We start from the raw sequence: 15381 nt of genomic DNA, 5'->3' as shown, positions 1-15381 counted from the left end.
AATCTGTACTGCTTTTGTTGCTGTCGTAACGCGTAATTCTCTGTCGTTACGGGAGGCGCATTATACGAGAAATCCTTTTAGCTGCAACCCCCCTGAAAGCGATTTTTTTGAAATTCAGTTCAAATGCTTATTTAATCGGCAAGCTGAACAATTTAACGACAAAAAGCCGGCCACGCAAGGCGCCGGTTCTCAAAATCACAGCTTAATAAAGTTTTCGCGATAGTAAGCAAGCTCCGCCACGGACTCGCGGATATCGTCCATCGCCTGGTGCGTCCCCTGCTTTTTAAAGCCATCGAGGATTTCAGGTTTCCAGCGACGCGCCAGCTCTTTCAGGGTGCTGACATCCAGATAACGGTAGTGGAAGTACGACTCCAGCTCCGGCATGTACTTAAACAGGAAACGGCGATCCTGGCCGATACTATTACCGCAGATAGGCGATTTACCTGCCGGTACCCACTGTTTCAGAAACGCCAGCGTCGCCAGCTCCGCCTCGCGGTCACCCAGGGTGCTCGCCTTCACGCGTTCTACCAGACCACTGCCGGTATGGGTACGCACGTTCCACTCATCCATCAACGCAAGCTGATCGTCTGACTGATGCACCGCAATGGTTGGCCCTTCCGCCAGGATATTGAGGTTGGCGTCGGTCACCAGGGTTGCTATCTCAATGATGCGATCGCGCTCGGGATCCAGCCCGGTCATTTCAAGGTCGATCCAAATCAGGTTGTTTTCATCCGCGCTCATGTTATTTTCCACCCTTCTCGCATAACCGGCAGTAGCAGGTTAACTAGTATTAATTAGAGTGTATCATAGAGGTTTTGCCCCTTACGGGCGACCAGGAGCCAGTGCGATTGAGTAAAAATAAACTCTCCAAAGGGCAGCAGCGTCGTGTGAATGCCAATCACCAGCGCCGTCTTAAAACCACTTCGGAGAAGGTCGATTACGACGACAACCTGTTTGGCGACCCGACGGAAGGCGTAGTCATCAGCCGTTTAGGTATGCACGCCGACGTGGAATCCGCCGATGGTGAGATCCACCGCTGCAACATCCGCCGGACCATTCGTTCTCTGGTGACCGGCGATCGCGTGGTCTGGCGGCCGGGTAAAGAGGCCGCGGAAGGCGTGACGGTAAAAGGTATCGTTGAAGCGGTGCATGAGCGCACGTCCGTATTAACCCGTCCCGATTTCTACGACGGGGTGAAACCAATTGCCGCCAACATTAACCAGATCGTTATCGTATCGGCGATTTTGCCTGAACTTTCGCTCAATATAATCGACCGTTACCTCGTCGCCTGCGAAACGCTGCAGGTTGAACCGATTATCGTGCTGAACAAAATCGATCTGCTGGACGACGAAGGCATGGCGTTCGTCAACGAACAGATGGATATCTATCGCAAGATTGGCTACCGCGTCCTGATGGTCTCCAGCTATACCAAAGATGGCCTGAAACCGCTGGAAGAGGCGCTTACCGATCGCATCAGCATCTTTGCGGGCCAGTCCGGCGTGGGCAAATCGAGCCTGCTGAATAACCTGCTTGGCCTCCAGCAAGAGATCCTCACCAACGATGTGTCAGACGTCTCGGGCCTGGGCCAGCACACCACCACTGCGTCGCGCCTGTATCATTTCCCGCACGGTGGTGATGTCATCGACTCCCCGGGCGTACGTGAGTTCGGCTTATGGCACCTTGAGCCGGAACAAATCTTCAACGGATTTGTCGAATTCCATGATTATTTAGGTGCTTGCAAGTACCGCGACTGTAAACACGATAACGACCCGGGCTGCGCTATCCGTGAAGCGGTTGAGAACGGTGAAATCGCCCAGACCCGCTTCGAGAACTACCACCGTATTCTTGAGAGCATGGATCAGGTAAAAACGCGTAAAAACTTTTCTGATTCTGATAACTGACAACTAAGCTAAGCATCGCTAAAATCGTCCCCCTTTTTTCAGGTTCCGGCGGTATAACGCCGGATCAGGAACGACAAAACAATGGCCTGGAGGCTACCTTGTTAAACGCATTTAAACTTTCGCTTCAATACATTCTGCCAAAACTGTGGCTCACTCGCCTGGCGGGCTGGGGCGCAAGCAAACGCGCAGGCTGGCTGACCAAACTGGTCATCGACCTTTTCGTAAAATATTACAAGGTTGATATGAAAGAGGCGCAGAAGCCGGATACCGCCAGCTACCGCACCTTTAACGAGTTTTTCGTGCGCCCGCTGCGTGACGATGTACGCCCGGTAAACACCGACCCTAACGTCCTGGTGATGCCAGCAGACGGCGTGATTAGCCAGCTGGGTGATATCGAAGACGACAAAATTCTGCAGGCGAAGGGCCATAATTACAGCCTGGAAGCGCTGCTGGCGGGTAACTACCTGATGGCGGATCTGTTCCGTAACGGTACGTTTGCCACCACCTATCTGTCACCGCGCGACTACCACCGCGTGCATATGCCGTGTAACGGTATCCTGCGTGAAATGATTTACGTTCCGGGCGACCTGTTCTCAGTAAACCACCTGACCGCGCAAAACGTCCCGAACCTGTTTGCCCGTAACGAGCGCGTCATCTGCCTGTTCGATACTGAATTTGGTCCGATGGCGCAGATTCTGGTGGGCGCGACCATTGTCGGCAGCATCGAAACCGTCTGGGCCGGCACCATTACGCCGCCACGTGAAGGCGTCATCAAGCGCTGGACCTGGCCTGCCGGTGAAGAAGAAGGCTCCGTGGCACTGCTGAAAGGCCAGGAGATGGGCCGCTTTAAGCTGGGCTCAACCGTTATCAACCTGTTTGCGCCGGGTAAAGTGAAACTGGCTGAACAGCTCGAAAGCCTGTCGATCACTAAACTGGGCCAGCCGCTGGCCATCTCTACTGAAACCTTCGTGACGCCGGATGCAGAACCTGCACCGCTGCCGGAAGCAGAGATCAAGGCCGAACATGACGCCAGCCCGCTGGTTGACGACAAAAAAGACGAAGGCTAACAACAGAAGGATCGCTGACGTGCGCCCGATTATCGTTCTACTGATGGCCTGGTGCCTCAGCATGGGGGCGTACGCAGCGACAGCCCCCGACGCCAAACAGATAACCCAGGAGCTGGAGCAGGCAAAAGCGGCAAAACCCGCTCAGCCTGAGACCGTTGAGTCACTCCAGTCCGCACTGAACGCGCTTGAAGAGCGGAAAGGCTCTCTTGAGCGCGCTCAGCAGTATCAGCAGGTTATTGACAACTTCCCCAAACTCTCGCAGACGCTGCGCACGCAGCTCGCGAACATGCGTGATGAACCGCGCGATGTACCCGCCGGCATGACCTCCGATGCCCTGAACCAGGAGATCCTGCAGGTCAGCAGCCAGCTTCTGGAGAAGAGCCGCCTTGCCCAGCAGGAACAGGAGCGAGCGCGTGAAATTGCCGACTCCCTCAGCCAGCTTCCGCAACAGCAAACCGACGCCCGCCGCCAGCTTAATGAAGTTGAGCGTCGCATTGGTACGCAAAGCGGCAATACGCCACAAGCTCAGGCCCAAAATCTGGGCCTGCAGGCTGAATCAGCCCGTCTGAAGGCCCTTGTCGATGAGCTGGAGCTGGCGCAACTCTCCGCCAATAACCGTCAGGAGCTGTCGCGGATGCGCTCTGAACTCGCTCAGAAGCAGAGCGAGCAGCTGGATGCGTATCTGCAGGCCCTGCGCAATCAGCTTAACAGCCAGCGCCAGCGTGAAGCGGAGCGCGCGCTGGAGAGCACCGAACTGCTGGCGGAAAACAGCGATAATCTTCCTGCCGGCATCGTTCAACAGTTTAAGGTCAACCGCGAGCTTTCTGCCGCACTGAATCAACAGGCGCAGCGTATGGATCTGGTGGCTTCCCAACAGCGCCAGGCCACCAATCAAACGCTTCAGGTGCGCCAGGCGCTCAACACCCTGCGCGAGCAGTCTCAGTGGCTGGGGTCATCAAATCTGCTGGGCGAGGCGTTACGCGCCCAGGTCGCGCGCCTGCCGGAGATGCCGAAGCCGCAGCAGCTGGATACCGAGATGGCTCAGCTGCGCGTTCAGCGTCTGCATTTTGAAGATCTTCTCAATAAACAGCCGCAAATCCGCCAGATCCGTCAGGCTGATGGACAGCCGCTCACCAGCGAGCAAAACCGCATTCTGGAAGCCCAGTTGCGGACCCAGCGCGAGTTGCTGAACTCCCTGCTGCAGGGTGGGGATACGCTGATTCTGGAACTGACCAAGCTGAAAGTCTCCAACAGTCAGCTGGAAGATGCGCTCAAAGAGGTGAATGAGGCCACGCACCGTTATCTCTTCTGGACCTCTGATGTACGCCCGATGACCTTCTCGTGGCCCATTGAAGTTGTCCAGGATCTGCGCCGTCTGATCTCGCTGGATACCTTCAGCCAGCTTGGAAAAGCCAGCGTGATGATGCTCACCAGCAAAGAGACCATCTTCCCGCTGCTGGGCGCATTAATTCTGGTGGGCTTCAGCATTTACTCGCGCAGGCACTTTACTCGCTTCCTGGAACGCTCCAGCGCCCGGGTAGGTAAGGTGACCCAGGATCACTTCTGGCTGACGTTGCGCACCGTGTTCTGGTCAATACTCGTCGCCTCACCGCTGCCGGTGCTGTGGATGACGCTCGGATACGGCCTGCGGGAAGCCTGGCCCTACCCGCTCGCGGTCGCGATTGGCGATGGCGTGACCGCCACCGTCCCTCTGCTGTGGGTGGTGATGATTTGCGCCACATTTGCGCGGCCTAATGGTCTGTTCATCGCCCACTTTGGCTGGCCGCGTAACCGCGTGGCGCGCGCCATGCGCTACTACCTGATGAGCATTGGGCTGATAGTGCCGCTGATTATGGCGCTCATCATGTTCGATAATCTCAACGACCGGGAGTTCTCGGGCTCGCTGGGGCGCCTCTGCTTTATGCTGATCTGCGGGGCGCTGGCCATTGTCACGCTCAGCCTGAAACGCGCCGGTATACCGCTTTATCTGGATAAAACCGGCAGCGGCGACAACATGTTCAACCGCATGCTGTGGAACCTGCTTCTTTGCGCGCCTCTGATTGCCATGCTGGCAGCGGCGGTGGGCTACCTGGCGACCTCGCAGGCGCTGCTGGCGCGACTGGAAACCTCGGTCGCCATCTGGTTCCTGCTGCTGGTGGTCTATCATGTCATTCGCCGCGGGATGTTAATCCAGCGCCGCCGCCTGGCATTTGACCGCGCCAAGCACCGTCGGGCAGAGATCCTCGCCCAGCGAGCGCGGGGTGAAGACGAGCCTAACCATGTCAACAGCACCGAAGGTACGATGGATGCTGACGAAGTCGAACTGGATCTGGATGCCATCAGTACCCAGTCTCTTCGTCTGGTGCGCTCCATCCTGATGCTGGTTGCCCTCCTGTCGGTGATCTTCCTGTGGTCGGAGATCCACTCCGCGTTCGGCTTCCTGGAGAACATCTCGCTGTGGGACGTGACCTCTACGGTGCAGGGCGTAGAGAGCCTGGAGCCCATTACCTTAGGGGCGGTGCTGATCGCCATTCTGGTGTTGATCATCACGACCCAGCTGGTACGTAACTTCCCGGCGCTGCTGGAGCTGGCGCTATTGCAGCATCTGGATTTAACCCCGGGCACGGGTTACGCCATTACCACCATCACGAAATACCTGATTCTGCTCTTTGGCGGGATGGTTGGGTTCTCGATGATTGGTATTGAGTGGTCTAAATTGCAATGGCTGGTCGCCGCGCTGACGTTTGGACTTGGTTTTGGTATGCAGGAGATTTTCGCAAACTTTGTTTCCGGCCTGATCATTCTGTTTGAAAAACCGATTCGTATTGGCGATACGGTCACGATCCGTGACCTGACCGGTAGCGTAACGAAGATCAATACCCGCGCCACGACGATCAGCGACTGGGATCGGAAAGAGATCATCGTGCCAAACAAGGCGTTTATCACCGAGCAGTTCATCAACTGGTCGCTGTCAGATTCCGTCACGCGTGTGGTGCTGACCGTGCCGGCACCGTCGGATGCCAACAGTGAAGAAGTGACCCAGCTTCTTTACACCGCTGCTGAACGCTGCACCCTGGTGCTCGATAACCCGGCGCCGGAAGTGTTCCTGGTCGATCTTCAGCAGGGGATCCAGATTTTCGAGCTGCGTATTTATGCCGCCGAAATGGGGCATCGTATGCCGCTGCGCCATGAGATCCACCAGCTGATTCTGGCAGGCTTCCGCGAACACGGTATTGATATGCCGTTCCCACCATTCCAGATGCGCCTGGAAAGCCTGGACGGGCGGAGAACGGGAAGAACCTTAACCTCTGCGGCGCGTAAACGCCCGGCGGGGAGTGTGTAAGATAAGCGGAGCAACCCTCTCCCACGGGAGAGGGTCAAATGCCGTCAGGCGCGATCGACGGTAAACGCAATCACATCGCCAAGCTGCTCCGCGCCCAGCGCCAGCATTACCAGACGATCCACCCCCAGCGCCACGCCGGAGCAATCCGGCAGGCCTGCTTTTAACGCCTCCAGCAGGTGAATATCGATGGGCTGCTGCGGCAGGCCGCGCGCGGCGCGCTTGCGGTTATCCTGCTCGAAACGCTGCTGCTGCTCGCGTGCGTCAGTCAGTTCGTGGAAACCATTCGCCAGCTCAATGCCTTTGTAATAGACCTCAAAACGCTCTGCCACGCGGTGATCTTCGGTGCTGATCTGCGCCAGCGAGGCCTGGCTTGCCGGGAAGTGATAGACAAACGTTGGACGATCTTTGCCAATCTGAGGTTCAACGCCAAAGGTGAACAACAGCTGCAGCAGCGTATCGCGATCTTCTTCGGTATCTGCCACGTTGCTCAGATCGAGCTTTGCCGCCACTTCGCGCAGCTGAGTTTTGTCCGCCGATAACGGATCGATTTCCAGATAACGCTGGAAAGCCTGCTGATAAGAGAGCGTTTCCGCCTCGGAACAGTCCAGCACCTGCTGCAGCAGATCGTCCACCTCGTTCATCAGGCGGTACATATCATAATGCGGGCGGTACCACTCCAGCATGGTGAATTCCGGATTGTGGTGGCGCCCCATCTCTTCATTACGGAAGCTGCGGCACAGCTGATACACCGGACCACATCCCGCCGCCAGCAGGCGCTTCATGTGATACTCCGGGCTGGTCATCAGATACAAATTCATGCCCTGAGAGTGGCCAGGACCAACAAAACGGGTTTCAAACGGGACCAGATGAATATCCGTTACCGTTGCCTGACTCATGCACGGCGTTTCCACCTCAAGGACTCCACGGTCGGCAAAGAAACGGCGGATCTCCGTCATAATTGCAGCGCGTTTTAGCAGATTAGGGATGGATGCGCTCGGCTGCCAGGTGGCCGTTTCGCTCATGGGTATTTCTCCGATTTCAGACAAGGGCACGAAGTCTACTCGTTAGCAGGGACAGAGACAAATTTTGCGCAGTAAAAAAGCGGATTTCATATACGTGAGCAATTGCGTGACGCAATTCATCAATCTCCGTGATAAATCACCGAGGAGAACAGCAAAAAAATCGAACACGTCAAATTTCCCTGACATCTACACGGTTATACTGTTTTACCCATAAAGGAGCAGTGGAAACGCTTTCGCAATCGTCCATTTGGACAGGTGAACTACCTTTAGTTTGTCGCCTTGCGAAATAACAAAAATCTGGAGGAATGTCGTGCAAACTTTTCAGGCCGATCTTGCCGTAATAGGCGCTGGCGGGGCTGGATTACGTGCTGCGATTGCTGCAGCGCAGGCTAATCCCAACGCTAAAATCGCATTGATTTCTAAAGTCTACCCTATGCGCAGCCACACGGTGGCCGCAGAAGGAGGGTCCGCCGCCGTTGCGCAGGATCATGACAGCTTTGAATACCATTTCCACGACACGGTTGCAGGGGGCGACTGGCTTTGCGAACAGGATGTCGTTGACTACTTTGTCCATCACTGTCCAACGGAGATGACCCAGCTTGAGCAGTGGGGATGCCCGTGGAGCCGCCGTCCGGACGGCAGCGTCAACGTTCGCCGCTTCGGCGGTATGAAGATAGAACGCACCTGGTTCGCCGCCGATAAAACCGGCTTCCACATGCTGCACACCCTGTTCCAGACTTCTCTTCAGTTCCCACAAATTCAGCGCTTTGACGAACATTTCGTCCTCGACATTCTGGTCGATGACGGCCATGCGCGCGGCCTGGTAGCGATGAACATGATGGAAGGCACGCTCGTCCAGATCCGCGCCAATGCGGTGGTAATGGCAACGGGCGGTGCGGGACGCGTCTATCGTTATAACACCAACGGCGGCATCGTCACCGGTGACGGCATGGGCATGGCGCTCAGCCACGGCGTGCCGCTGCGCGATATGGAGTTTGTGCAGTATCACCCAACCGGCCTGCCGGGTTCCGGCATTCTGATGACAGAAGGCTGCCGCGGTGAAGGCGGTATTCTGGTCAACAAAAACGGCTACCGCTATCTGCAGGATTACGGTATGGGTCCGGAAACACCCCTCGGTGAGCCGAAGAACAAATATATGGAGCTCGGTCCACGTGACAAAGTCTCCCAGGCCTTCTGGCACGAGTGGCGTAAAGGCAACACCATCTCCACGCCGCGCGGCGATGTGGTCCATCTTGACCTGCGCCACCTCGGCGAGAAGAAACTGCTGGAACGTCTGCCGTTCATCTGTGAGCTGGCGAAAGCTTACGTGGGTGTCGACCCGGTGAAAGAGCCGATTCCGGTCCGCCCAACGGCGCACTACACCATGGGCGGGATCGAAACCGACCAGCAGTGTGAAACCCGTATCAAAGGTCTGTTCGCCGTGGGCGAGTGTTCCTCTGTGGGTCTGCACGGCGCCAACCGCCTTGGCTCTAACTCGCTGGCGGAGCTGGTCGTCTTTGGCCGCATGGCGGGTGAGCGCGCGATGGAGCGAGCGGCTACCGCAGGCGAAGCCAACAGTGCCGCGCTGGACGCGCAGGTCGCCGACGTTGAAAAACGGCTGAAAGACCTGGTGAACCAGGAGGGTAACGAAAACTGGTCTAAAATTCGTGATGAAATGGGTCTTTCGATGGAAGAGGGCTGCGGTATCTACCGTACCCCTGAGCTGATGCAAAAAACCGTCGATAAGCTGGCGGAACTGCAGGAGCGCTTCAAGCGCGTTCGCATCACCGATACCTCCAGCGTCTTCAACACCGACCTGCTCTATACCATCGAGTTGGGTCACGGCCTGAACGTGGCGGAATGTATGGCGCACTCTGCACTGGCGCGTAAAGAGTCACGCGGGGCGCACCAGCGGCTCGATGAAGGCTGTACCGAACGTGACGACGTCAATTTCCTGAAACACACGCTCGCCTGGCGCGATGCAGATGGCACCACACGTCTGGACTACAGCGACGTGAAAATCACCACGCTGCCACCGGCAAAACGCGTGTACGGTGCAGAAGCAGAAGCCGCCGAGAAGAAGGAGAAGGCGAATGGCTGAGATGCAAAAACTGAAAGTTGAAGTGGTGCGCTACAACCCGGAGGTGGACACTGCGCCACATAGCGCTTTCTACGAAGTGCCCTACGACGAGCAAACTTCCCTGCTGGATGCGCTCGGCTATATCAAAGACAACCTGGCACCGGACCTGAGCTACCGCTGGTCCTGCCGCATGGCAATCTGTGGCTCCTGCGGCATGATGGTCAACAAAGTGCCGAAGCTGGCGTGTAAGACCTTCCTGCGTGACTATACCAAAGGCATCAAGGTGGAAGCGCTGGGTAACTTCCCGATTGAGCGCGATCTGGTGGTCGATATGACCCACTTTATCGAAAGTCTGGAAGCCATCAAGCCGTACATTATTGGCAACCCGCGCACGCCGGATCAGGGTCCCAACACCCAGACGCCGGCCCAGATGGCGAAATACCATCAGTTCTCCGGTTGCATCAATTGCGGTCTGTGCTACGCCGCCTGTCCACAGTTTGGCCTGAACCCTGAGTTCATCGGCCCGGCCGCCATTACCCTGGCGCACCGCTATAACGAAGACAGCCGTGACCACGGTAAAAAAGAACGTATGGCGCAGCTTAACAGCCAGAACGGTGTCTGGAGCTGTACATTTGTGGGTTATTGCTCCGAAGTCTGTCCGAAGCATGTCGACCCGGCCGCCGCCATTCAGCAGGGTAAAGTGGAAAGCTCGAAAGACTTTCTTATCGCTACCCTGAAACCACGCTAAGGAGTGCATGATGACGACTAAACGCAAAGCCTATGTGCGGCCAGTGCCGTCCACCTGGTGGAAAAACCTGCCGTTTTATCGCTTCTACATGCTGCGTGAAGGCACGGCAGTACCGGCGGTCTGGTTCAGCCTGGAGCTGATGTATGGGGTATTTGCCCTCAAGCATGGCCCGGAAGCCTGGGCGAATTTTGTTGGCTTCCTGCAAAACCCAATCATTGTCGTGCTGAACCTGATTGTGCTCGCGGCTGCGCTGCTTCATACCAAAACCTGGTTTGAACTGGCGCCAAAAGCGGCGAATATCATCATTAAAGACGAGAAAATGGGGCCAGAACCCGTCATTAAAGGGCTCTGGGCAGTGACCGTTCTCGTCACTGTGGTCATTCTGTTTGTCGCACTGTTCTGGTAAGGAGACTACTGTGATCAATCCAAATCCAAAACGTTCTGACGAGCCGGTTTTCTGGGGTCTGTTTGGCGCAGGCGGCATGTGGAGTGCCATCATCGCTCCCGTCATCATCCTGCTGGTGGGCATTATGCTGCCACTGGGGCTGTTTCCGGGCGATGCGCTGAGCTACGAACGCGTTCTGGCGTTCGCGAGCAGCTTTATCGGTCGCGTGTTCATCTTCCTGATGATCGTCCTGCCGCTGTGGTGTGGACTGCACCGTATTCACCATGCGATGCATGACCTGAAAATCCATGTCCCGAGCGGCAAATGGGTGTTCTACGGTCTGGCGACCATCCTGACCGTAGTGACGCTGATTGCCGTGGTCACGATCTGACTCCTCTGGCCCGCCGTCCGGCGGGCCTGTTATTTCTGCATTTTCCCCACCAGCCACTGGGTAAACTCACACATTGCTGGGGTTTCGGCTCGTGACTGTAGCCTCGTGAGCCAGTAACTGCCGAGGTCAATCTGCGTCGTAAAAGGTTGCACAATGCGCTCGCTGTTAAGCAGATGGGTAAACATATTAACAGGGGCAATAGCAATACCGGTGCCTGCCTGCGCGGCTTCCAGCATGGTCACTGACGAATCAAACACCATCACGCGGTGCGTTGGTGAAGGAGAGTTTTCTCCTGCCGCCTGCATCCAGGCGCTCCACTCATCGCGCCGGTAAGAGCGCAGCAGGGTAAACTTCAGGATATCGGCCGGGGTCTGCAACGCGGCAGCGATGTCAGGCGTGCAAAGCGGCGCCAGCGGCGCAGAACAAAGAAACGTCGCTTCCGTACCGTGCCACGCTCCCCCGCCATAACGGATGGTGTAATCAAGCCCTTCGGCTGCCGGATCGACGCGATTGTTGTGAGTCGAAAGTTGAAGATCAATATGCGGATAGCAGCGGCGAAAATCGTCCAGCTGCGACAATAACATTCCGGTGGCAAACGTCCCCACCACGCCAATTTTCAGCTTCTCCTGCGCCCGATGGCTGGCAAAACGATCCAGCATACCGGCGATACGGTCGAACGAATCATTCAGTACCGGCAGCAGGTTCTCGCCTTCTGTGGTCAACATCAGCCCGCGCGAAACGCGGACAAACAGCTGGCAGTTCAGATGCTGCTCCAGCGCCTTCACATGCTGGCTGATCGCGGAATGGGTGACATTCAGTTCGATAGCGGCATGCGTAAAACTAAGGTGCCTGGCGGCAGCTTCGAACGCCCGAAGCGAATTAAGGGGAAGATAGCTGCGTGTCATGGTCTCGTCCGTTAGAAAAATTAACAGCTAATGCTAAATTTAACCGTTTGTCAGCCACAGTCAAATCCAACAGACTACAGTGGTCTGACGGGCCCGGACACTCCCTCGAACTGCGATTATGGAAGATAACTGATGATGAAAAAATCCCTAAGTTGTGCCCTGCTGCTCAGCGTTGCCTGCTCTGCCTTCGCCGCCCCCATGTCAGAAAAACAGCTGGCTAAGGTGGTGGAGCGTGCCGTTACGCCGCTGATGAACGCGCAGGCCATTCCGGGTATGGCGGTGGCGGTAATTTATCAGGGTCAGCCGCACTACTTTACCTTTGGTAAAGCGGATGTCGCGGCGAATAAACCTGTTACGCCTCTAACCTTGTTCGAGCTGGGCTCTATAAGTAAAACCTTCACCGGCGTATTGGGTGGCGATGCGATTGCCCGCGATGAAATCTCACTGGGCGATCCAGTGACAAGGTACTGGCCTGAGCTGACAGGAAAACAGTGGCAGGACATTCGCATGCTGGATCTGGCAACCTATACCGCAGGGGGGTTGCCGTTACAGGTACCGGATGACGTCACTGATAACGCCTCTCTGCTGCGCTTTTATCAAAACTGGCAGCCGCAGTGGAAGCCGGGCACCACGCGTCTTTATGCCAACGCCAGCATCGGTCTTTTTGGTGCCCTCGCGGTTAAACCCTCCGGCATGAGTTTTGAAGAGGCCATGACGAAGCGGGTCTTTAAGCCGCTCAGGCTCGACCATACGTGGATTAACGTACCAAAAGCGGAAGAGGCGCATTACGCCTGGGGTTACCGTGACGGTAAAGCAGTACACGTTTCACCGGGGATGCTGGACGCTGAAGCCTATGGCATAAAAACCAACGTGAAAGATATGGCGAGCTGGGTGATGGCAAACATGGCCCCCGACGCCCTTCAGGATAGCTCTCTCAAACAAGGGATTACCCTGGCACAGTCCCGCTACTGGCGCGTGGGTGCCATGTATCAGGGGTTAGGCTGGGAAATGCTGAACTGGCCGGTCGATGCCAAAACCGTGGTCGGGGGCAGCGACAATAAGGTGGCGCTGGCACCGTTGCCTGCCAGAGAAGTCAATCCCCCGGTAGCGCCGGTTAAAGCCTCCTGGGTACACAAAACGGGTTCAACCGGTGGGTTTGGGAGCTACGTGGCATTTATTCCTGAAAAACAGCTCGGCATTGTGATGCTGGCGAATAAAAGCTATCCGAATCCGGCACGCGTTGAGACGGCATACCGTATTCTCGACGCGCTGCAGTAAAACATTGCCGGGTGGCGACTTCGCCACCCGGTGAAACACACCGCACAATCCGCCGCATTTTTCCTGCTGTCATCTACACTTAACAAAAAACAGTAAGGAAACTCCTATGCGCATTCTGCCTGTTATCGCCGCGGTGACAGCCGCGTTTTTAGTGGTTGCCTGCAGTTCCCCTACCCCGCCTCCTGGCGTAACCGTCGTTACGCCTTTTGATGCACAACGCTTCCTCGGAACATGGTATGAAATCGCGCGTCTTGACCATCGGTTTGAGCAGGGCTTAGAGAAGGTTACGGCGCATTACAGCCCGCTGGATGATGGCGGTATTCAGGTGATCAACCGTGGCTATAATCCCGACAGAGAGATGTGGCAACAGTCGGTTGGGAAAGCGTACTTCACCGGCGACCCGCGAAGAGCTGCGCTAAAAGTCTCGTTCTTTGGCCCCTTCTATGGCGGGTATAACGTGATCGCCCTCGACAGAGAGTATCGCCATGCCCTGGTCTGCGGGCCGGATCGCAACTACCTGTGGATACTCTCCCGCGCGCCAACGATTTCATCGGAGATGAAACAGCAGATGCTGGACGTCGCGACCCGGCAAGGGTTTGATGTGTCAAAACTCATCTGGGTAAAACAACCCCATTAATGGGTGCTGAGTTTCAGCCCAATGATCCCGGCAACAATCAGCGCGAGGCTGGCAATACGTGCCAGACTCGCTGACTCACCGAGCAGCAGGATCCCCGTGATGGCAGCGCCCACCGCACCAATGCCCGTCCAGACGGCATACGCGGTCCCCACAGGCAGCGATCGCATCGCCCAGGACAACAATACAATGCTCACTATCATCGCGGTCACAGTAATGACGCTGGGCGTCAGGCGGGTAAAGCCGTGGGTGTATTTGAGGCCAATCGCCCATACCACTTCGAGCAGACCGGCAATGAAAAGAATGATCCAGGACATTTCAGGCTCCTTAACTTAATGCAAGTTGGGGCCGTCCCCGGTGAAAGAAACGCTTACGGGTCGTCCCGTAAGGCAGAGATTGCGCCCCCTATTGTGGTTAGCGAGCGATTTTTTTTCAATCCCTTTTTGCTGAACACGTTAAGGCAAGAAATAGCCGCAGTATGGCGCGTAGTTCCGGCATTTAGCACTCATCCGACTTCTCTATGATGATATGCTTTCTGATGGCAGGAAGCCAAACCACTAGCCGACTGCGAATTAAATATGTTCAAAATTCTTTTGATTGACCGTTGTCACTTCACCCGCGCGGGGTTTGAAGCATGGCTCAATCATTCCGGTTTGTTCCCGGGACACTATGTTGTGACCGGCCTGAATAATCTTTTCCTGGCCAGGGAGCATATTCTGCAATGGAAACCCACGCTGGTTATCGCTGATCTGTACGGCTTCCGGCAGGAGATTCACCATTTTCAGCAGCTCTCTTCTTTGCTTAACGCCAGCGAACGGTTACCGTTTATTTTGCTGCAATCGGGCGAGGACAGCGGCATGACAGACTGGCTCGGGCAGTTCCCGGTATGGTCGTCGTTGCTGAAAAATGCCAGTCTCGAAGAAGTGGCTACGGCCATCAACGATGCATTAATCTCGCGCGCAAGCGCCGAAAGACCAACGATGGCGGCACCCTTGCTGACCCGACAGGAAGAGAAAGTGCTGACGTTATGGATGGATGGAGCCAGCAATCAGAAGATTGCCGCTCACCTGAGTATCAACGGCAAAACGGTCTATACCTATAAACGCAATATTCGTATGAAGTTGCATATGGATACGCGTTTTTCACCGTTTTTATCCCTGCAGGAATCGGAAAGCTGACGGTACGAAACCCGTGTGTGGTCCCGTACCGTTTATGCATTACTGCTGAGCTTTTGTTGCCGCACCAGAGATTGCGCTACCACCTTCAGAAATATCCTGACCGACGCCGCGCGTGGTATTACAGGCTGTTAATACTGAAGAAAGTACCAGGACTGAAAAGATCGCTGCAATTGTCTTCTTAACCATAATATCTTCCTTTTATAGCCAAAGTTGTTTTGTGTATAGCAACTTAAGAATAGACAAGATCCCGCCACTTGACGGAAAAGGAAGCATTTTTAGGAAAATTAGACGAACTTAGCTGGCGGCGTGCGAAATGATATGACCGAGATCCTGGATGTCTTGTCCTATGCCACGCGTGGTGTTGCAGCCGGAAAGCAATACAGCGGAGAACGCTAACAGAAGCAGAATTTTAACGGTACGTTTCATCATCCCTGCCTGCAAAAAACAGG

The 15381-nt window shown here is 55.7% G+C and carries 16 protein-coding genes; 10 read left to right on the top strand and 6 right to left on the bottom strand.

Annotated features, from left to right (window positions below; genetic code table 11):
- Positions 1-195: 195 nt before the first annotated feature.
- Positions 196-741, bottom strand: a complete 546-nt coding sequence (orn, locus tag C5687_RS20520) for an oligoribonuclease (protein WP_025758248.1) — start codon at positions 739-741, stop codon at positions 196-198.
- A gap of 107 nt (positions 742-848) precedes the next feature.
- Here orn and rsgA point away from each other — a divergent pair, with 107 nt between their 5' ends.
- From rsgA to mscM, 3 genes are all read left to right on the top strand, one after another.
- The gene (rsgA, locus tag C5687_RS20515; RefSeq protein ID WP_202911303.1) at positions 849-1901 is read left to right on the top strand and encodes a small ribosomal subunit biogenesis GTPase RsgA; all 1053 of its coding nucleotides are present in this window, start codon (positions 849-851) and stop codon (positions 1899-1901) included.
- A gap of 98 nt (positions 1902-1999) precedes the next feature.
- Complete coding sequence (gene asd, locus C5687_RS20510; protein WP_104557693.1) at positions 2000-2968, top strand: archaetidylserine decarboxylase; 969 nt, start codon at positions 2000-2002, stop codon at positions 2966-2968.
- A 19-nt stretch (positions 2969-2987) separates the two neighbouring features.
- On the top strand, positions 2988-6311 hold the full coding sequence (gene mscM / locus C5687_RS20505) for a miniconductance mechanosensitive channel MscM (protein WP_104557691.1): 3324 nt from the start codon (positions 2988-2990) through the stop codon (positions 6309-6311).
- Between the two features lie 44 nt (positions 6312-6355).
- Here the strand turns inward: mscM and epmA are convergent, their stop codons facing one another.
- Complete coding sequence (gene epmA, locus C5687_RS20500; protein ID WP_095452381.1) at positions 6356-7333, bottom strand: elongation factor P--(R)-beta-lysine ligase; 978 nt, start codon at positions 7331-7333, stop codon at positions 6356-6358.
- Between the two features lie 310 nt (positions 7334-7643).
- Here epmA and frdA point away from each other — a divergent pair, with 310 nt between their 5' ends.
- From frdA to frdD, 4 genes are read left to right on the top strand one after another with little or no spacing between them, the layout of a single operon-like run.
- A complete protein-coding gene (frdA, locus tag C5687_RS20495; RefSeq protein WP_045286606.1) occupies positions 7644-9434 on the top strand; it encodes a fumarate reductase (quinol) flavoprotein subunit in 1791 nt (596 codons plus the stop codon).
- Positions 9427-10161, top strand: a complete 735-nt coding sequence (gene frdB / locus C5687_RS20490) for a fumarate reductase iron-sulfur protein (protein ID WP_028016426.1) — start codon at positions 9427-9429, stop codon at positions 10159-10161. Before frdA ends, frdB begins: the two co-directional genes overlap by 8 nt.
- 10 nt (positions 10162-10171) lie before the next feature.
- Complete coding sequence (frdC, locus tag C5687_RS20485) at positions 10172-10567, top strand: fumarate reductase subunit FrdC (protein ID WP_025758238.1); 396 nt, start codon at positions 10172-10174, stop codon at positions 10565-10567.
- Between the two features lie 10 nt (positions 10568-10577).
- Positions 10578-10937, top strand: a complete 360-nt coding sequence (gene frdD, locus C5687_RS20480) for a fumarate reductase subunit FrdD (RefSeq protein WP_000609653.1) — start codon at positions 10578-10580, stop codon at positions 10935-10937.
- A 29-nt stretch (positions 10938-10966) separates the two neighbouring features.
- On the opposite strand, the gene ampR is transcribed toward frdD, so the two are convergent.
- Entirely contained in the window at positions 10967-11842 is an 876-nt protein-coding gene (gene ampR / locus C5687_RS20475; protein ID WP_047957584.1) for a LysR family transcriptional regulator AmpR, read from the bottom strand.
- A 132-nt stretch (positions 11843-11974) separates the two neighbouring features.
- Here ampR and blaACT point away from each other — a divergent pair, with 132 nt between their 5' ends.
- Both blaACT and C5687_RS20465 read left to right on the top strand, forming a co-directional pair.
- The gene (gene blaACT / locus C5687_RS20470) at positions 11975-13120 is read left to right on the top strand and encodes an ACT family cephalosporin-hydrolyzing class C beta-lactamase (protein ID WP_104557690.1); all 1146 of its coding nucleotides are present in this window, start codon (positions 11975-11977) and stop codon (positions 13118-13120) included.
- 106 nt (positions 13121-13226) lie between these two features.
- Positions 13227-13757: a lipocalin family protein gene (locus C5687_RS20465; protein ID WP_104557688.1), complete on the top strand. Its 531-nt coding sequence runs from the start codon at positions 13227-13229 to the stop codon at positions 13755-13757.
- On the opposite strand, the gene sugE is transcribed toward C5687_RS20465, so the two are convergent.
- Positions 13754-14071 (bottom strand): quaternary ammonium compound efflux SMR transporter SugE, encoded by a 318-nt coding sequence (sugE, locus tag C5687_RS20460; protein ID WP_006178944.1) that lies wholly within the window; start codon positions 14069-14071, stop codon positions 13754-13756. The two genes, C5687_RS20465 and sugE, sit on opposite strands and share 4 nt — an antisense overlap.
- Positions 14072-14332: 261 nt before the next feature.
- On the opposite strand from sugE, the gene C5687_RS20455 reads away from it, so the two are divergent.
- On the top strand, positions 14333-14932 hold the full coding sequence (locus C5687_RS20455) for a helix-turn-helix transcriptional regulator (RefSeq protein ID WP_059386965.1): 600 nt from the start codon (positions 14333-14335) through the stop codon (positions 14930-14932).
- Positions 14933-14971: 39 nt separating this feature from the next.
- Here C5687_RS20455 and ecnB read toward each other — a convergent pair whose 3' ends face one another.
- Positions 14972-15118, bottom strand: coding sequence for a lipoprotein toxin entericidin B (gene ecnB / locus C5687_RS20450; protein WP_003025482.1), 147 nt, complete (start codon positions 15116-15118; stop codon positions 14972-14974).
- Positions 15119-15226: 108 nt separating this feature from the next.
- On the bottom strand, positions 15227-15358 hold the full coding sequence (locus tag C5687_RS20445; RefSeq protein WP_104557686.1) for an entericidin A/B family lipoprotein: 132 nt from the start codon (positions 15356-15358) through the stop codon (positions 15227-15229).
- Positions 15359-15381: the final 23 nt, after the last annotated feature.

The sequence above is a fragment of the Enterobacter sichuanensis genome (assembly GCF_002939185.1).
Taxonomy (GTDB): Bacteria; Pseudomonadota; Gammaproteobacteria; order Enterobacterales; family Enterobacteriaceae; genus Enterobacter; species Enterobacter sichuanensis.
Note: the sequence above shows the minus strand (reverse complement) of the source record. Positions and strands in the feature narration are given on the sequence as shown.